This is a genomic window from Heyndrickxia sp. FSL W8-0423 (assembly GCF_038009395.1).
Classification (GTDB): Bacteria; Bacillota; Bacilli; order Bacillales; family Bacillaceae_C; genus Heyndrickxia; species Heyndrickxia sporothermodurans.
Genome location: NZ_JBBPBE010000001.1, coordinates 277,395 through 296,608, shown reverse-complemented (window position 1 = coordinate 296,608; position 19,214 = coordinate 277,395). Strand labels below are relative to the sequence as shown.

At 37.3% G+C, this 19,214-nt stretch carries 17 protein-coding genes; 10 read left to right on the top strand and 7 right to left on the bottom strand.

Annotation, left to right across the window (positions count from 1 at the left end):
* Nucleotides 1–313: 313 nt before the first annotated feature.
* On the top strand, nt 314–529 hold the full coding sequence (locus MKY81_RS01355; RefSeq protein ID WP_341116328.1) for a hypothetical protein: 216 nt from the start codon (nt 314–316) through the stop codon (nt 527–529).
* A 745-nt stretch (nt 530–1,274) separates the two neighbouring features.
* Complete coding sequence (locus tag MKY81_RS01350; RefSeq protein ID WP_341116327.1) at nt 1,275–1,658, top strand: hypothetical protein; 384 nt, start codon at nt 1,275–1,277, stop codon at nt 1,656–1,658.
* A gap of 93 nt (nt 1,659–1,751) precedes the next feature.
* Here MKY81_RS01350 and MKY81_RS01345 read toward each other — a convergent pair whose 3' ends face one another.
* The 3 genes from MKY81_RS01345 to MKY81_RS01335 form a co-directional block, all read right to left on the bottom strand.
* Entirely contained in the window at nt 1,752–3,491 is a 1,740-nt protein-coding gene (locus tag MKY81_RS01345) for a methyl-accepting chemotaxis protein (RefSeq protein ID WP_341118725.1), read from the bottom strand.
* 40 nt (nt 3,492–3,531) lie between these two features.
* On the bottom strand, nt 3,532–3,819 hold the full coding sequence (locus tag MKY81_RS01340; protein ID WP_160331446.1) for a hypothetical protein: 288 nt from the start codon (nt 3,817–3,819) through the stop codon (nt 3,532–3,534).
* A 459-nt stretch (nt 3,820–4,278) separates the two neighbouring features.
* Complete coding sequence (locus MKY81_RS01335; protein WP_108070816.1) at nt 4,279–4,875, bottom strand: TetR/AcrR family transcriptional regulator; 597 nt, start codon at nt 4,873–4,875, stop codon at nt 4,279–4,281.
* A gap of 203 nt (nt 4,876–5,078) precedes the next feature.
* Between MKY81_RS01335 and MKY81_RS01330 the strand changes: the two genes are divergently transcribed.
* The 5 genes from MKY81_RS01330 to MKY81_RS01310 all read left to right on the top strand — a co-directional run bounded on the left by MKY81_RS01330 (nt 5,079) and on the right by MKY81_RS01310 (nt 11,556).
* Nucleotides 5,079–8,069, top strand: coding sequence for a S8 family serine peptidase (locus tag MKY81_RS01330; protein WP_341116326.1), 2,991 nt, complete (start codon nt 5,079–5,081; stop codon nt 8,067–8,069).
* 500 nt (nt 8,070–8,569) lie between these two features.
* A complete protein-coding gene (locus MKY81_RS01325) occupies nt 8,570–10,144 on the top strand; it encodes a hypothetical protein (RefSeq protein ID WP_328018627.1) in 1,575 nt (524 codons plus the stop codon).
* A gap of 232 nt (nt 10,145–10,376) precedes the next feature.
* Nucleotides 10,377–10,814 (top strand): hypothetical protein, encoded by a 438-nt coding sequence (locus MKY81_RS01320; RefSeq protein ID WP_341116325.1) that lies wholly within the window; start codon nt 10,377–10,379, stop codon nt 10,812–10,814.
* 159 nt (nt 10,815–10,973) lie between these two features.
* Complete coding sequence (locus MKY81_RS01315; protein WP_325947608.1) at nt 10,974–11,255, top strand: hypothetical protein; 282 nt, start codon at nt 10,974–10,976, stop codon at nt 11,253–11,255.
* Nucleotides 11,256–11,382: 127 nt separating this feature from the next.
* Entirely contained in the window at nt 11,383–11,556 is a 174-nt protein-coding gene (locus tag MKY81_RS01310; protein ID WP_341116322.1) for a hypothetical protein, read from the top strand.
* Nucleotides 11,557–11,592: 36 nt separating this feature from the next.
* Here the strand turns inward: MKY81_RS01310 and MKY81_RS01305 are convergent, their stop codons facing one another.
* From MKY81_RS01305 to MKY81_RS01290, 4 genes are all read right to left on the bottom strand, one after another.
* Nucleotides 11,593–11,805 carry a hypothetical protein gene (locus MKY81_RS01305; RefSeq protein WP_108073315.1) on the bottom strand — a complete coding sequence of 71 codons (213 nt, stop codon included), beginning with the start codon at nt 11,803–11,805 and terminating at the stop codon, nt 11,593–11,595.
* Between the two features lie 55 nt (nt 11,806–11,860).
* Entirely contained in the window at nt 11,861–13,150 is a 1,290-nt protein-coding gene (locus tag MKY81_RS01300) for a replicative DNA helicase (RefSeq protein WP_325947605.1), read from the bottom strand.
* Nucleotides 13,143–13,751, bottom strand: coding sequence for a DnaD domain protein (locus MKY81_RS01295; RefSeq protein WP_341118724.1), 609 nt, complete (start codon nt 13,749–13,751; stop codon nt 13,143–13,145). Before MKY81_RS01295 ends, MKY81_RS01300 begins: the two co-directional genes overlap by 8 nt.
* Nucleotides 13,752–14,243: 492 nt before the next feature.
* Nucleotides 14,244–14,720: a sigma-70 family RNA polymerase sigma factor gene (locus MKY81_RS01290; RefSeq protein WP_108073320.1), complete on the bottom strand. Its 477-nt coding sequence runs from the start codon at nt 14,718–14,720 to the stop codon at nt 14,244–14,246.
* A 286-nt stretch (nt 14,721–15,006) separates the two neighbouring features.
* On the opposite strand from MKY81_RS01290, the gene MKY81_RS01285 reads away from it, so the two are divergent.
* The 3 genes from MKY81_RS01285 (at nt 15,007) to MKY81_RS01275 (ending at nt 18,646) form a co-directional block, all read left to right on the top strand.
* Complete coding sequence (locus MKY81_RS01285; protein WP_325947602.1) at nt 15,007–15,513, top strand: competence protein ComK; 507 nt, start codon at nt 15,007–15,009, stop codon at nt 15,511–15,513.
* 178 nt (nt 15,514–15,691) lie between these two features.
* Nucleotides 15,692–16,570 carry a UTP--glucose-1-phosphate uridylyltransferase GalU gene (gene galU, locus MKY81_RS01280; RefSeq protein ID WP_341116316.1) on the top strand — a complete coding sequence of 293 codons (879 nt, stop codon included), beginning with the start codon at nt 15,692–15,694 and terminating at the stop codon, nt 16,568–16,570.
* Between the two features lie 508 nt (nt 16,571–17,078).
* Nucleotides 17,079–18,646 (top strand): IS3 family transposase gene (locus MKY81_RS01275; protein WP_235813442.1). Its coding sequence is split into 2 segments (ribosomal slippage): nt 17,079–17,556 and nt 17,556–18,646, totalling 1,569 coding nucleotides; the frame shifts between segments, so codons are not numbered across the junction.
* Nucleotides 18,647–19,214 lie beyond the last annotated feature (568 nt).

The following is a 19,214-nucleotide window of genomic DNA, read 5'->3' as shown; positions in this document are numbered from 1 at the left end:
ATAATATTTGTATGCATTATTATTTTTTTAAAAGGTTGTGGTAAAATAATGTCAAACTTTCTTGTCCTAGAAGAAACAGAGGAGTATAGTCATCTATCTTAATCAAACGAAACAAGACAACGAGGAACGTTCCCGTTTAAAACTCCAATTATTATTAGACGTTCTGGAAAAAGGACATTATCCGCATAAAGAAAACCACACAACGATCTCAGCATTATTTTATTTCATTGACTATTTATTGAAGATTCCAGAAGATTTGACGAAAAAACTAAGAGATGAAATTATACCAATGATCACAAAGGAGGCAAAATACATGATCCATTCCGAAAAAGTGCCATCACCAACACTCGCAGAAGTTTTTGAGCTCTATAGGAATGAAGGAATAGAAAAGGGCTTAGAAAAAGGCCGTTTAGAAGAACGTAGAAATTTAGCCTGTGAGCTCATTCGTGAAAACTTTTCAAATGAAAAAATAGCAAGGATGACTAAGTTAAGTATAGAAGATGTGATTGAACTTAGAAGGAAATTATAAATCTTGTCGTCTCCACCCTTTTTGAGTCATTCCCAAGCATTTTAAATGTTTGGGAATGACTTTTTTTATCTTTTTTGAGGCATAACTGTGATTGATGGGAATTCCCTGAGTCACAAAACGAAAAACGTGGAAAAGAAAATGCTGCTATGATCCACAAACCCGAGAGTATGAGTCACAAACTAAAATCTATGAGTAACAAACTGATTTCCATGCGCCACAAAACAAAAACCGGTGAAAAAAATTTGCTGCTATGATCCACAAACCCGAAAGTATGAGTCACAAACTAAAATTTATGAGTCACAAATCGATTTCTATGCGCCACAAACCAAAAACCCGGCGAAAAAACTCTGCTGCTATGATCCACAAACCCGAAAGTATGAGTCACAAATAAAAATCTATGAGTCACAAATCGATTTCTATGCGCCACAAACCAAAAACCGGCGAAAGAAATCTGCCACTATGATCCACAAATCCAAGAGTATGAGTCACAAACTAAAATCTATGAGTCACAAATCGATTTCCATGCGTCACAAACCAAAAACCGGCGAAAAAAATCCGACGCTATGATCCACAAACCGTTTTTATAATGCATAAATCTTTTGTAATGGTCAAATCTAAATTAAAACGGAAAGAGGAGGCGAAAGTTTATGATTGTACCCTTGATTCGAGTAGGATTCATTTTGTCTTGGCTAACTGTTTTTTTATACCTAAAAAAACTGTTAAAAGATACCTTCCAACTTCTACAATGTCAGCATTATTAGTCTTGACCCTTGTGTTTATTGGAACTCCTTTTAATTTTTGGAAAGTAAAAGGTGGTCCAGAAACGAGGATTAAAAACATATTAAGTGTTATTCTAGGTCCTTTTGCGGTAGGAACATTGTGGATTTTCCATTTAACTTTCCGGAAGTTTTGGTTATTTATGTTGACCAATTTGGTTCAAAATCTAATTTATGCATTTCCAATACTAACCTTTTTTGAAAAAATAAATTTTATCAAATATGTTAAATTCACACGAATCCATCATTTGATTGCCTCAATGTCATTTGCCCTAATCCTATACGGTTTTCAATCGTATCTTGAAAAGCCTGTTTCAACAGTTTTACGATTATCGGATAAAAGAGCTCTCTAAGATTATACTCATGACTCCTTCGTTCAAACTTTTCACTAAAAAAGACAGAGAGTGAAAAAACTCTCTGTCTTAGTCTATTCCGCTTTTTTGAAACTATAATCTATAATGATGAATGGTTTGGTTTAAATCTTCGCTTAGTTTGTTCAGCTTTTCTGCAAGTGTAGTTGTAGTTTGAAGTGCGTTCATTTGTTCATCTACAGATGCGGTGATTTCTTCAGCTGATGCTGCAGCTTGTTCAGACACGGCTGAAATGTTTTGAATGGCCGCATTGATTTGCTCACTTTGTGTTGTGATGTTTTCAATTTCTGTGCTCAAGCTTTCAATTGCTTGAACAGATTTTGTAACAGTTGAATGAATATTGTTAAATTCTGTTTCTGTTTTTCCCACTACCTCATTTAATTGCTGAGAATGTTGTATCGTATTAGTCATCGCTATTACTGTTGCTTCAGTATCTTTTTCAATTTCAGTAATCATATTTTGAATATGGGCAGTGGCTTGTTGCGAGCTTTCAGCAAGTTTCCTCACTTCTTGTGCGACAACAGCGAATCCTTTCCCGTGTTCACCCGCACGAGCTGCTTCGATACTTGCGTTTAATGCTAGTAAATTCGTTTGGTCAGAAATCCCATTGATTGTTTTCGTAATGCTTGAGATATTTTGGATTTTATTAAATAGATTCGTAATACCTATACTAATATCATCGGCAGATTTTAATGAATTATCATTTGATTTTTTTAACTGTTCGACCATTTTCATCCCATTCGTTGCTGCTTTTTCGGACGAAACTGTGATATCTTTTATCACGCTATGGTGTTCATTTACTTTTTCGATAGAGGTTGACAATAATTCAATGCTTCTACTTGTTTCTTCTGTGTCGGAAGCTTGTGCGACCATTCCTTGGGTAATTTCAGTAAGGGCACTGTTTACTTCTTCACCGCTGGCAGTCGTTTCCTCTGATACAGCTGATAAATTTGAAGCTGAGTCTACCAAATTCGTGCTCATATCTTGTAAATGATGAAGCATCGTTTTCAATTCGCGAACCATTTTATTAAATGAGGTACTAAGTTGTCCAAGCTCATCCGCTGATTCTGGAAGCTTTGCTACATTTAAATTCCCGTTAGCGATTTCCATAGAAACATCCGTAATCGTTCCTAGTATCTTGAATTTCTTTTTCACTACAAAATAGAAAACGAGCAGACAAATGATCGTGATAGATGCACAAATAATGATGGTCATCCATTTTAAAGATTCCAGGCCTTGATAAAATTCGTCAGTGTACGCTCCGATTCCAATATTCCAATCCCATGGCTCGAAGTAGTTCATATAAGATATTTTTTCCCGTGATTTCTCATCGCCTTTATTTTTCCAGTTGTAAGTGTAGAAATGGTTATTTGCCTTTGCTGCTTTTATTAAGTTGTTTCGAACATTAACAGCATCTGCTGAATTGTCATTTGTTCCAATTGGTGTAATTGGATTCAACGTTACTTCTCGGTTTGAATTAATGGCGAAAACATATCCATTCTTTTTGTACAAAAAGGGAGATTTCGTATAGTCGTAGATAACTTTTTCATTGTCAACCTTCTGACCATTCAGAATTTCACGAGCTTTTTCTTGAGCTTCATTCAATGTAATTTGTCCACTAGTCACTTCTTGATTTAATGTTTCTAGAGTCGATAAGGCAGTTTGGACGAGATGCTGCAAGTCCAATTTTCCACTTTCTATTAGTTCTTTTTTCGCAAATTGATAATTGAAAACCCCGATTGTTATACTGATGATGAATGTCATCACTAATATTCCCGCTATTAGTTTAGTAGACATTCGATTAAAACTATTCATACGTTTCACTTTGAAATTTCCTCCAGAATATGTAAATTTATTATTCGTTTGTTGCAAGAATTCCTATTAAAATATATTTAAGGTAGCCGCTTACATCTGATTGTCGATTTTTGATTAAAGAAATCATATGAATTATTTTAATTACTTCTCTTCTTTGGACTTTTGTCATAATAATTTCTATGATTTCATCCTTGGTTAAAAATATCGTTTCATTTTCAAAATTAATAGTTAATCGCTGAATGGATTGAAGATTTTGGTAAAATATATGTTTTATTTGGTTTCGACTGAGTCGTATGTCACCATAATCGAATACATGTTTTTTACTCATTTTAAAATCATACAACATTGCTATTTTTAGCTCCTTCCATATTTTTTTGTACAATAAAAAAAGACTTTCATCCTAGTCTAATATCCGGCTTTCTTGGTGTGCTAGAACTATTGGCCTATTTATATTCTATTTTTCAAGCTGTTCGCAGATATTGGTCTAATATGCGTTATTGCTATGTTTTCACAACAATAGTAATTAACGTGATTTATTTTAACATACTATTTTCGCTAATTTAATAGTACTATTTCTATTCGAAATTATATGAATTATTAACAAATAATAATTTCATTTTGTGGGATAGGAAAGTGGACGTTTCCCGTCTTCGGTAATTTTGTGACTGTCAAATAATCGGTTGTTATAGCATTTTTGAAATTGGTTGAGGTAAATTTGTAGCGTGTATTCTGAAATAGGTAATGTGAACTATGCTGCGGAAGCGAAAAAGAACCTCGGCCTACTCACCTAGTAGTCTCGGCCTACCCCGTATAAAAATAGCCGAACCATATGAACAGCGAGGTTTTCCGGGGTATCTTTCCCTTGAAATAAGTGGGTAATGGTCAGTCGTTCGATGGCTCCGACGAGGATTTCCGAAAAAAGGCTTGTGTCCAGATTCGGAAGGAAGTAGCCATTTTGCACTTCTGAATCAAGATTCATCTTAATCTGCCAAGCTAATTGACGTTTAATTTCTTCGGATTCCGGTGCCATGAAGAAGCCAATCCGTGTTAAATCGGGATTTTCATTAAAGAATGTAAGGATGTTCGCTAATCCTGCGGAAATTTTATCCGGGACATTTTCACTGACAATATCCGAATCGAGCTTACTCGATTTAGTAAGCGTGAATATCCGGTCACGGAAGGAGTCGACTAATTCTTGGAAAATTGCTTCCTTGTTTTGAAAGTATAAATAGAAGGTAGGCTGTGTGACATTTGCCTCTTTCACGATATTGCTTATTTTCGTTTTATAAAATCCATGATTTGCAAATTCCTTTGCAGCAATCGTTAGCAAAAGTGCACGACTTTCTTCTCCGCTTGCTCCTTTTTTTCTACCACGCTGTCCCATATATAACACTCCCAACTTTGCTAACTTCTTTTATAGTACTAAGGGAGAATTCGACAGGTCAATAGGGAAATGTCGAAATATAGTGAATTTTTGTCGAAAACTTTTCCGCTGGCAAAAATAGATTTAGATTGAAAAATAATACATCCGGAAATATTATAGATTTGGAGAAGCTTTTACAAAAAACAATACAAGGGGGCAATTATGTGAAGGTAAAAAAGTTAAGCAAATTGACGGCATTGGTTCTAATTTTCTCATTAATCGTGGGATTCATTATGCCGCAAAGCTATCGTGCCGAAACAAAATCAGGCGCATCCATTGAGGAGGCAATCCCACTTAAAGCTGTTGGTAGTATTAATAGTACTTTTAATGAGCCAGGTGTTCATTGGTATCAAATCTCACCAGCGGACGTAAACAAATTTTCGCATATGCATCTAGCAGTAGATAGCGACCAAATGGTCTATGTAACGGTGTACGCGAATAAAGAAAACGCGAAAAAAGATATTACCTATGACCAATATCGGACAAGTACTTACACAGAACCCGATACATCGGCTGCGGTCGTTCATTTCCCATATGCATGGACAGGTCCATACTACATTAAAGTTGAGTATTATGGATACGACGAAGATATGGAAGAAATGATGATCGACGAGGAAGTACCACCAGGAGAAAATGAGTTTATTCCTGCAGACTACACGCTATCCACTAAAGGGGAAAAACTAAAGCCAAACGCAGATACTTCATCAGGATCTGATTGCCCAGTGGAAATTGGTGCGAAAGGGCAAAAAGGCGGAGCAGAACTGCTAAAGTCTATTCGTCAATTCCGTGATGGAATCCTATCTAAATCAGAAGAAGGTAAGAAACTATCTTCTTTATATTATAAATCCGCACCATTTTTAGCGGTAAAATTAGTAGTTAATAAAAGTGCTAGAGAAGAAGTTTATAAAAATTTAGAAGTGTTAAAACCACTTATTACTGATTTAAATAAAGGAAATAACTCACATGTCATTAGTGAGAAGGAAGAAACTGCAATTAACGTATTGTACGATCTATCAGTAGGTGCTGTTCCGGCAAAATTAAAAGCAGAAATGGAAAGCATTGCAAGTAAGGTTGACATTAAAAATCTTAAAGGAAAAGAAGTTGCAGATGTAATCGCTAAAGTAGGAATCAAACTACCTACACAAACCGCAAATAAATACATCGTTAAACTTAAATCAGGCAAGAAATTGAGCTCAGTTAAAGCAAAAGCTCGCTCTTTATCTGCTTTATCTGTAAAGAATAATGATTCATTATTTGATAATATGTTTGTCGTGGAATTAGATGAAGATCATTTTTCAGGCATGTCGGCTCAATCCAAAAACAAAGCAATGAAAGCAACTGTTTCGCAAATTGAGAAGCTTCCAGACGTTGAATATGTCGAAAAAGTCCAAACTTATAAAGCATTATCAACGGACATCCAATCCGGAAATCAGTGGTCTTTAACGAATACTGGTAAAAATGATAATGTGGGCGAAGGTAAAGCCGGGGCAGACATTGGGAATAAGAAACTGCAAGCTTTACTTAAAGATAGAAAAGATTTAAAAGATACATTAGTAGCCGTCGTTGATACAGGTGTTGATAACACACTTGCTGATCTTAAAGACCAAGTTCTTTTGGACAAAGGAAAGAACTATATCGATACTAATGAAAAACCCTTGGATGATAACGGTCATGGAACCCACGTATCCGGCATCATTGCCGCAAAGTCCGATAATGGCTATTCCATGGAAGGAATTAACCAGCACGCAAAAATCCTGCCTGTAAAAGTTCTTGATGCTTCAGGTTCAGGGGATACTGAGCAAATTGCCCACGGAATTAAATACGCAGCAGACAAAGGGGCAAAGGTTATCAACTTAAGCTTAGGCGGAAGCTATAGTCGTACGTTAGAATATGCAATGAAATATGCAGCAGACAAAAATGTTGTCATTGTGGCAGCAAGCGGAAATGATGGACAATATGGGATTTCTTATCCAGCAGCATCTAAATATGCAATCTCTGTTGGCGCAACAAATAGCTGGGACATCGTCGCTGATTATTCGAATTACGGGGTTGGCTTAGATCTTGTTGCACCTGGAAGCAATATTCCAAGCCTTCTTCCAGACGGAAATGTCACGTATTTGAGTGGAACATCGATGGCAGCACCACATGTAACAGCTGTAGCAGGATTACTTTTATCAAAAAATCCGAAATTAAAACCAAACGATGTACGAACAATGCTTCACGAAACATCGAAACATGTAGAATTCGTAGAGACGGATAACAAGGGCAGTGAAGGCGGCTCACTGATTGATCTAATCGGTGGAGGCGGCGGTGGAATAGATATTGACCCAGATGAGGTAACACTTCCACAAGGCGCCGAATTAGTCTCCGGATACGGACGTTTAAACGCCTACAGCATCTTTAGTAAACTTGATTTAAATGTGAAACTGAATGCGATTTATGACAATCAAAATAAAGTCACAGGTACGACAGTTAAAGGTGCAAAAGTCGAAGTTAAAAAAGGATCAAAAGTCATTGGCAAAGCAACTGCAGCAACCAATGGCACATTCAGTGCAAAAATTCCGGTTCAAAAGAACAAGCAACAGCTTTCAATCGTTGTTACAAGTGGAAAAGCACAAACGACATTTAAAACGTTTGTGAAAAAAGGCAGCGCACCGAAAGCACCAAAAGTTAACACCATTAGCAATAAATCAACGTATGTGACTGGAACAGCCCAAGCGGGAGTGAAAGTAATCGTTAAAAACACTTCCAAAAAAGTGGTTGCTCAAGGCACAGCTGACAGCAAAGGAAAATTCAAACTTAAATTAACGAAAAAACAAAAAGCAGGTACAAAACTATCTGTAACAAGCCAAGACCTAGCAAACCGAGTAAGTAAATCAGTTGCTGTTGTTGTAAAAGACAAAATTCCACCTGCTGCACCAAAAGTAAATAAAGTAACAACAAAGTCAACAAAAGTAACCGGAAAAGCTGAAGCAGGCTCAACCGTTACCTTAAAATACAAAGGCAAAACAATCGGTACAGCCAAAGCAAGCAAAAAAGGCAACTTTACAATCAAAATCAAAAAGAAACCAGCCGGCGCAACACTTTATGTAAATGCTAAAGACAAAGCTGGAAACATAAGCAAAACTGTAAAAGTTAAAGTGAAAAAAGCATAAACAAACGGGGCAGTGGATTAGATCCACTGCCTTCATCTTAATCATAATGTGAAAATTTAACAAACGGAGGGATGTAGGTTAGCAGATATACCTCAGTCAAGAATTGATCAAAATTTCTAGAAAGGGAGTGTAATTGTTGTTATGTTAATTCTAGAAGAAAGGATTACGTATACTGATCATGATCGACTGTTCAAGGAATTAGTTCAGACATTTTTCCAAGAATTTATGGAAGCATTTTTTCCTCAGGAGTATACTGCTATTGATTTCAATTCTGTGAAGTTTCTCTCGCAGGAGGTTTTTACAGATTTCCCGAACGAGAAAGCCCACTCCTTTAGGGGTGGGATGAGAGAGAGGTCAGATTCGAAGTGCCACGAAAACAGAAGTTTTTTGGTCCTTCAAGTATCTAAAAAAATCGTAAAAACATGGGCATGTCCCTTGTTTTTTTATATTCAAAATAATATAATTATAGAAACATATGTTCGAATTGGAGGTGTTCACAAATGGCAAAAACATCTTCACCGAGTTTCGTATTATCGTTAGAGTTAAAGAAAAACCCTCTTTTATTTTCCGTAGCTTTTGATGAATTAGAAATTTGTAGAGTAATATACAATACGGTATTGGGCAAGTATTTAAAATTAGAAAAACAAATGAAACGGGAAAAACGTTATAAAAAACTTATTCGTCAATTAAAAGCTGTTTCGAAAAAATTAGAGAAAAATGAACAAAATAAAGCTTTGATAAAAGATAAAAAACATATTCAAGATGAATTAAAAACATTAAGAGAGAAATACCACCTAACGGAATATTCCTCTCACGTATGGGTGAAGCCGGTTCGTGAACACTTCGGAAGCAAAGTTAATTCAGCTGTTGCTCAAAAAATAGCGACGAGAGCCTGGCATACTTTTAGCAGAAAATTGTTCGGGAAAGCTAAAAAAGTTCGTTTCATTCAAAAGCATGAAATGGATAGTTTTGAGGGCAAAACCAACAAAACAGGGTGGAGATACATCGATGGAAATATCGTATATAAAGATTTACAATCGCCATTAATCGTGAGAAAGAAAGACCAGTACGCTTTAGAAATCATTCGTCATTTAAAAATGAAAACAGAGTTTTCTTATAAAGTAACCTCTGAAGGTGATACAAAAACTGTTCAGGATTTTTATCATGTCAAATATGTTCGTATCGTCAAGAAAGAAATTCGGGGAAAGGTGCGTTTATTTGCTGATCTAGTCATTGCTGGTTATCCACCGACAAAAAACAGAAAACTTGGTAAAGGAAAAGTAGGCTTAGATATTGGTATCTCCACCGTCGCTGTTTCAGCTTTAACGAAAGTTTCATTGGTAAATTTAGCCGAGCAAGTAAAAGAGATATCCCGTGAAATTACGCTAACCCAAAGAAAGATGAACCGTTCAATGCGTGCCACAAATCCACAAAACTTTCATTTTGATGGGACCATCAAAAAGGGTAAGAAATACTGGGTGTTTTCACCCCGTTATAAAAAGCTTCGCGCGAAGTTAAAAGAGTTCCATCGGAAACAAGTGGTTATTCGAACAGTATCTCATCGAACATTAGCGAACAGACTGTTAGAATTAGGCGATACTTTCTATATTGAAACAATGAATTTTAAAGCACTGCAAAAGCGGAAAAAGGAAACTGAAGTTTCTGTAAAGACTGGTAAATATAAACGTAAAAAGAGGTTTGGAAAATCACTAGGACATCGAGCACCGGCAATGTTTGTTTCTATATTAGAAGAAAAGGTAAAACGTCTTGGAGGTTCATTTATTAAAGTTAATACTCATAAATTTAAGGCCAGTCAGTATTGTCACGTACGAGATAATTATATTAAAAAAGCTTTGTCACAACGTTGGCATCAGATAGATGAAAACACGAAAATTCAAAGGGATTTATATTCGGCATTTTTGTTAATGAACTCAAACGCATCTGGAACGAAAGCCAATCGAAAACGTTGTCACGAAACGTTTCCTATATTTCAAAATCTACACGATTTTGCAATAAAAGAGATTATAAGTCAAAAAAAGATGATCTTTAATTCAGGCATCATCCTAAATAATTAAGTGAATTTAAATTTGCGGTTTGATACAACCGAACTCGTGAGAGCCGAAAGATGTTGTCGTTAATGGAAACGAATGTTTCTTTGACAGCGAATGTTCTGGAGAAAATTGTCTCAGTATCTGCAACCCTAGATGTCAAGCATACATTTTGTATGATCTGTGGCTGCCGGTCAGATGAAAGCAATAGATTCAGAACCCCATTGCTTTAGCTGTGGGAGTATCAGACTTAATAAAAATGAATTGGCGACACTTCATCCAACAAACGAACCCTGTAATCGCGGCTCTTCTCAGTAAATTGGGTTACAACAAACAAGAACGGGTGCAAGTAAAACTTGAATTTTTGCGTATGATAAGCCGCATGGAATTAAATCCAGCAAAAATGGAATTGATCTATGGATTTTTCGAAACATATCTTCAGTTAAATGAAGAGGAGGAAAATCAAATGCAGGAGAAAATCACCAAACTTCCAGAAGAAGCTAAATTAAAACTGAAACTACCAAATTCCTATTATGAAAAAGGAATTGAAAAAGGCATTGAAAAAGGAATTGCAAGGGGAATTGAAAAAATAGTAACCGAAATGCTGAAGAATGGCCTATCCGCAAAATATATATCTGAACTAACAAATATAAGTGAGGAAAAAGTTAAAGAGATTCAATCTAAAAACGAAGTCTAATGATGACGTGAGGAGTCTAAAGGGATAGAAAAGTATGGTTGGGACAGTGTAAACATTGTCCCTCTTAAAATTGATTGAGATGACACCTACGTGCATAAATCTGTAAGATACAGGAAAGAAAAGCAGAGGAATCTACCTGCATCAAACGGATTCGAGCACATGGGAACGGAAATTAGGTTCCTCATCTACCCGCAACGAACGGATTCGTCCACATGGGAAGGGAATGGCGTTCATCATCTTCCCGCAACGAACCGATTCGTCCACTTGGAACTTGGTTTTCTTCCTCCATCTTCCCGTATCACACAGATCTGTAAGATACGAGAAGGAAAAACAGGGACATCGATGCCTGCGTGGATGAATCCAGAAGATACAAGTAGGAAAAAGAAGAAAGCCCACCTAACGTGCACGAAGCATTTAAGTACGGGCTTTTTATATCTGTAATGAAGTGACTAAGATCTACTCCTCTTTCAAAAAAACAATTGCAAATATCAAACCAAAAGCTTATAATCTTAATATGTTCTTTATCAAGAACAACCTAAGCAAGTAAACATTCGCAAAGGAGCTAGTTGTGAAAATGAATAAAGTCAGCACATACTATGAAACTGTTTTGCCAATCAAAGAAAAATCAACGAGTGAAAATGTTCTTAATAAGGAAATCGAATTTCGGACACTCGAACAATCGTTGAATCGAATCGAAACGAAATTAGATGTTTTATTTAGTTTGATTAGTAAAATGAAATGAAGTTTCCTAGAATACTAGCATTACAACCCTTCTTAGTTACTCAAAATAGATAGAACCGCGTTTTGCCTCATACTCAGATAATTGCTCACATAAGCTTTTTTTAAACCGATCCTGTAAAAAATACGTAATTTCATTTAAATCATCATCCCAAGATAAGACACCTTTTTCATTAATAGCTAATTCAAGAAATAATATTAACGTTTTAAAACGATATTTTAGAGCCATTTTATAAGCTTCTTCAAGGTTCATTATAATTATCCTCCTTTTGAAAATCAGCGGGACAAGAGACCGATTCACGATCCCGCTAGGAAATGTTTTCGCGAAAAATATTCGTTTCTTTCGAGAAGTTTAATGTAACTGTTCCTGTTGGTCCGTTTCGATTTTTTGCAATGAGAAGCTCGGTCATGCCGCCTTTTTTTGATTTTGGATGGTAATATTCCTCACGGTAGAGAAAGAGAATCAAATCGGCGATTTGTTCGATGCTCCCTGATTCACGAATATCACTCATCGTTGGACGCTTGTCCTGGCGTTGCTCAACACCGCGATTTAATTGGGCAATCACAATGACGGGAATATTTAAGTCCTTTGCCATTCGCTTTAAATCCTGAATAATGTCAGTCACATCTCTGTGCAAATTTCCTGATGGGTTCGGATGTTTCAGCAATGTGAGAAAATCGATTGCCACGACATGCTTTTTCTCAGGATGTTCTCGTATATTTCGCTTAGTGGCCGCACGAATCGTCTGCACAGTGTATTCGTCACGAATATCAATCGAAAGCGAAGCGAGTGTTCCCATTGCCTTCGTATACCGCGACCATTCCTCGCGAGTAAACGATTTGGTTGGATTTCTCAATTTTTTAAGATTCACATTCGCTTCCATGGCAAGAAACCGATCAATCACCGAGCCAATACTCATGTCAATGGAAAAAAGTGTAGCAAACAACTCATCCTTCTTGCAGCCATTAAGAAAACTATTCAAAAGAAAGGCTGTTTTTCCCATAGAAGGCCGTGCGGCAACGATAATCAAATCCCCATTTTGCCACCCATCTGTCCGTTCGTTCAAACAAAGGAATCCAGTGTGAACCCCGCTTAATCCGTGCATCGGAGTCTCCCGATGGTACTTATACCGTTCATGTAACAACTCTTGAAACGTAGCCGACTTTTGCGTAATCGTTGACTCCAAATTTGTCGTTGCATCAAGAAACGAATACAAATCTTTTAGCAAATGGCGTTCCTTCGTTCTTTCTAAAAAATCACTCGCAAGCTGATTCACATGCTGGACTGTATGAAAATCAAGAATGGATTGCTGGTATGAGTTGAAAGCAGATAAACTTGGAACACTATTCATAATTTCCGAGATATGATTCATACCGCCAAACCGTGCCATTTCACTAACGCCAAGCTTCGCAAACGATATGACACTTATTCTCTCACCATCGGATTGCATCTGTTTCATCAACTGAAACAGCCGTTTGTTATGAGAATCCAGGAAATGCTTTGGCTGCAATAAACATTCTTCCATAAGACTTGAATCGTGTAAGAGACAAGCGAGGGCAAAGCATTCATTCTCGTATTGAAACGTATATTTATCCATTTCCAATCAGCTCCTTTTGATTTTGATTATGTAAGTTTACTAGCAACCCTTTCGCATATGACCACGGTTGTTGCTGAGAAACAGCCTGTTTCATCGCCTCCAAGACGACACTCTCGCCTAGCACATCTACCCAATTCATTAATTCCTCCATTCGATTGGGCGGCAGCCAATCGAAATGGGCTTCGTAATACTTAATGACATCAACATACATTTGATAAGCGATCTGTTTGGTTTTTAAATGTTTAGGAATGGTCACGTTGTGTGCCGAGTTTTCCGCCAATTTCGGCGTGTATTGTGACAAGACATGCCTGTTGGATGGCTTGTTTTGTGACAAACTCGACTTATTATGAGATAAGCTTGACCTCATCCGTGACGACCTATTATGTGACAAGTTGGCCGGACTTCTATGTTCTTCAATGGCCGATTTTGATCCGCAGCCAACCTTGAATTCTTCCTTTTCTTGCAATTCATGAGAGGGAGATCTTTCGTTGTCTCCTTTTGAATGATCCTGAACAGCATACTCCGAGTGATAAAAAGGGATGATCGTAAACACAGTCGCTTGGGTACCGCGTTCCCTATATGTAATTAATCCCTTTTCCATCAGCAACTCCCGAGCCGAATAATACGCCGTTCGCCCCAAACCACTCAACTCTTGAATTTCCGACCTCGCAGCCGCAAACGTATTTCTCCAACCTGTCCGATTATTGATATGCATCAACGTATGCCAAAGCGTAGTAGCCGCCGAAGACAACGGATTCCTCCGCACCCAATCAAAAAACGCATTCATCTCCCGAATATAATTCATCCTTCCTCAATCCCCCTATACATTCCTACATCCTCACATTCTATATACAAACGAACATGGAAAAATGGTACCTGTGTTACACAAAAATGTAACTAAATGTCACTTTGGTGTCAGGCACCGCCTGTGGACATTTGTCCACAAGCGGTGCCTGACACTCTTTTTACTTGTCTAGCGCAAGCAGCCTAGCCCCTCGAGGTCAAATGATCTGAGGCAATAAAAGTCAAAGAGCGGACTTTTTTTGCCTCAGATCATTTGCTTGTCGGGGCTGTTCGAGGCGCTTTCGCTTTTCTATTTTATCTTCCTTTTCAGTTCTTTCATTGCTTTGTTCCGCCATTTTTTAACGGCGGAGTAGGTGACGTTTTCTTTGATGGCGATTTCGGTCATGGTGAGTCCGTAGTAGAAGGTTAGGATGACCCATTTCTTTTGTGTTGCTGTGAGTCCGTTACAGTAAGTGAGCAACGTAGTGAGTTCAAGTGGGTCTTCCGATTCGTCGATTAGAAATTCCCAAAACTCCTCCTTCGGATAGGAATTTCGTTCGTCTCGTTTCCTCGCCTTCGCCAATTCGATTAGGATACGCCCCTTAATTGAAGTGTAGGAAAAACTCAAAAAAGAGCCTTTCTTTGAATCGAATTTCCTCCATGATTCCCACAGGGCGATCAGTCCAATCTGATAATACTCATCACGGTCCTTATAAATACTTAACGAATTCATAATGTGATAAATCATCGGTTCATACTGTTCAACCACTTCATGAAAATTCTCCACCCAAAAAACCTTTCCGGTCAGCGCGCCTTCCAATGTATTCCCGGGTTGGTTACATCATAGGGAGAATCTTTTATTCTATCTAGCAACAAAAAAACACGTTTCATAGGAAAATTTCGTCGAAACAACCTGTTTTAACGCATAAAACAGCTATTAAAAAGCGTACAAACGAGAAATAATGACATATTATTTATATTTTTAAAAATTATGAAGATTTTCATAAAATTATGGAACTTTTTGAAATGTTTTAGTATAATATACCTATAAAACGAAAAGGGGGACCTAGTGAATGGAAGTTGTTGAAACTTATAGAATTTCTCACACCACGATGGCACTTGAGGCATTCAATCACATTGAGTACAATACTAAAATTTATGATGTGGAAGGGATTTTTTATTCAAGGCAAACAATTCATCAATTGCTTGAACAGGCATGTGCATTGTATTGCACTGACTACAGAGGAAGAATCAATGCCGTTCGCGAGGCATTTAAGTATGACCGAAAGACACCTTTAGTCATTAGTCCCGAAGAAATGCTTTATGCAATACCAACACATTCTCCTAAGAACTATAACTGCAAATGGATATTTCCAGACCACGTTAAAGCAAAAGACTACATACCCGCATCTAAAGAATTACACATCTACTTTCATAATGGACTTAAATTAGAAGTAGACATCTCCGAACAAATATATGAAACCCAAGTAGAACGCGCACGCAATAGCCTTGTCTACTTCGCCAATTTACGAAAAATTCAACTCATTTATGAGAATCGAAGGAAGTATAAGAAGGAGTAAAAATTTTTGAAAACATTTTCATTATTAAAATACGAAACAGAGAGACGACTTGACGCTCTGTTTCGTATTTTAGTTACTCGACAATAAAAATTGCTTCCTTCCACTGCTAAATAGAGGTATGAAATATTTCCTTATGAATATCAATCTATTATAATCAAATAAATTGTGGGGGATATGAATGAAGAAAATACGGAAAGCGATTATTCCAGCTGCCGGTTTAGGTACAAGATTTCTACCTGCAACTAAGGCAATGCCGAAGGAAATGCTTCCAATCGTAGATAAGCCGACAATTCAATTCATAGTTGAAGAGGCAGTTGCCTCAGGAATTGAAGACATTATTATTGTTACAGGGAAAGGGAAACGAGCGATTGAAGACCATTTTGATAATGCCCCTGAGCTAGAGCAAAATCTAAAGGAAAAAGGTAAATTAGAATTATTAGAAACAGTACAATATTCTTCTAAACTTGCAAATATTCACTATATCCGTCAGAAGGAACCAAAAGGACTTGGTCACGCAGTATGGTGTGCCCGTAATTTTATTGGTGATGAACCTTTTGCTGTCTTATTAGGTGACGATATAATAGAAAGCCATACTCCTTGTTTACGTCAATTGATCAATCAATACGAGGAAACGTATTCTTCTATTATAGGTGTTCAAGAAGTACCGGATCACGAAACCCATCGTTACGGAATTATTGATCCATCAGCAAGTAGTGGTCACAGATATCAAGTAAACAACTTGATAGAAAAGCCTAAACAAGGAACAGCACCTTCTAATTTAGCAATTATGGGCCGATATGTACTGAATCCTGAGATATTTATGTTTTTAGATAAACAAGAGACAGGTGCTGGTGGAGAGATTCAGTTGACAGATGCAATTCAAAAGTTAAATGAAATCCAGCGGGTATTTGCCTATAATTTTGAAGGAAAAAGATATGATGTTGGGGAGAAATTAGGGTTTGTTAAGACGACTATAGAATTTGCATTGCAGAATAATGAAATTAAAGATGATTTGATCGAATTTTTGGTAGAAGAAGTGAAAAAGTATAAATTGTAAAAAACATCAAGAAAGGCAAGAAGGGAATTAGATTGGACAGCAAAATATAATATTGTAGATAAGTGTGGAGGTTGAGAACAATTATAATGAATAAAGGAGATACGAGGAATTATTGTTCTCTTGACTCTTTCACAAATTTTCCTCAATAGAGTTTTGAAGTTAGAAAAATAATCCCACCTTATTATAGAGTGAGGATTATTTAATACTTTATATATGTATTTTATTTAAATGCAAGAATTAAATAATATTTAAAAACCCAGAGTTGATTGCGAAAAATTACATGTTTTGTTATATTAACAGCAAGCATATCAAAAATATCAGAATTTTTTAAATTAAAAATACACAAAAAAAGAGAAAATGAGGGCAAGGCTTTTGAATTCACTAGTTTAACTGACTCAAAAGAAAAAGTTAAAGATAAGTTTAGATGAACATGGTACCCCCTCTGTTAGGATAGATGTCGCAGACAACTTTAGTGTATAGTTTAATTAACACACGGAGGTTGATCGACATGAAAAGTAGAAATGGAATACGTTATTCGCAGGAACAAAAAGAAGCAATTGTTAAACGCATGATGCCACCGAATAATGAATCAGTGGCGAAAATTGCGAAAGAAGAAGGTATTACAGAAGTGACGTTGTACAAGTGGCGTAAGGAAGCGCGCACAGCTGGTGTAGCAACACCAGGAAATGGACAAACAAGCGATAAATGGAACAGTCAAGATAAGTTCTTGGTTGTGATGGAGACTTTCGCCATGAACGAGTCGGAGATAGCAGAGTATTGCCGTAAGAAGGGACTGTATCGTGAACAGATTGATGCATGGAAAAGTGTTTGCCTTCAGGCAAATGGTCAGGCATTCGATCAAGCGAAGCAATTGAATGGAGCATTGAAGGAAGAACAAAAACGTGCCAAACAATTAGAAAAAGAACTACAAAAGAAAGAAAAGGCGCTGGCTGAAGCTGCGGCATTATTACTATTGCGAAAAAAGGCCCAAGCGATTTGGGGGGACGACGAGGAAGAATGATTAGCCCATCAAATCGCGCATTAGTAGTTGAACTTATCCAAGACGCCAATCAAAATGGTGCGCGATTAGCGAAGGCTTGCGAGGAGCTTCATATCAGTGTTCGTACCTATGAACGTTGGGTGGCGGAGGGTGGAGTGAAGGTTGATCAGCGTCCACTGACGAAAAGACCCGTACCAAAAAATAAGTTATCTGAGAAAGAAAAAGAAGAAATACTAACGGTTGTCAAACAGGAAGAATACGTTGATTTACCACCGACACAAATCGTACCAAAGCTTGCGGATAAAGGAACTTATATTGCGTCAGAATCTACATTCTATCGTGTGTTACGTGAAGAAAAAATGCAACATCATCGTGGTCGTAGCCAAAAGCCTGGTAAAAGAATCCCCGAGAGTCATCTGGCAACATCGCCGAATCAGGTTTGGACATGGGATATTACTTGGCTTGGTGGGCCAGTGAAAGGTTTGTATTATCGACTCTACTTAATTCTCGATTTATTTAGTAGAAAGGTAGTTGGTTGGGAAGTTTGGGAAACAGAGGAGGCAAAACACGCTGAAACGCTCGTCAAAAAAGCAGTCATCAATGAAAAAATCCAAGGATCGCCACTCGTGTTGCATTCAGATAATGGTAGCCCAATGAAAGCCGAGACATTCATAAGTTTACTAGAGAAATTGGGCATTCAAAGCTCCTTTTCAAGACCGCGTGTGAGTAATGACAATCCTTACTCAGAAGCGATGTTTCGGACACTCAAATATCGACCAGATTTCCCACACAAAGGTTTTGCATCGCTTACAGAAGCAAGGAAATGGGCACAGCAATTTGTCCATTGGTACAACGAGATACACCTGCATAGTGGGTTGAATTTTGTGACGCCTGTACAGTGTCATACGGGCGAACACGTAGCCATATTGGAAAAGCGAAAAGACGTATACGAAGTAGCGAAGGCGAAGCATCCAGAGCGTTGGGCAAGAAGTACAAGAAATTGGGCACCAAATAAACAAGTAGCGCTCAATCCAATGAGAGATAAGGGGCAAACCGAAGCATTGAGGAAACCGTAATTCCCCATTTTCCTGGTGATTTGAATCGAAATCACGCTTTTCGTTTCGATTCAAATCACCAGGCCAGCAAGCGAAGCGCGGTAGCCTTGACTAAACTGGGATTCATCCAATCTATCAAAATACTAAAGTAATTAAATACGACAACTATATTGACAAACACCGGTCAGCGTGTTAATAAAGTCCATTATGATTGTGTCATCATTTTTTAATGGAACATGACATGTGCCACAGCATATTTTAGACATTTCAATTTCACCCCTCTCCCTTTGTCCTAGAAGTATATTATACTAAAAAATTGGATAATTGCCCCATATTAAATGAGAGTTTTTGCAATCTATAATAGTTTACGATAAATCATTTTAGGCATCTGAGTTGCCGCTATTCCGCTTATTTCAGAAACATAGCAACAATACTAACTCCATAATAGAAAAAAACAAGTCTAAGAGGTTGTTTTTAATAGATAGGGGGTCAATAGATTGGAGGACGATTTAAAAAAAGAGCAATCCTATATCAAGTCATATATATAGTTAAACAGAAATAACAGGAGAGCCATACATTAAAATTGTTT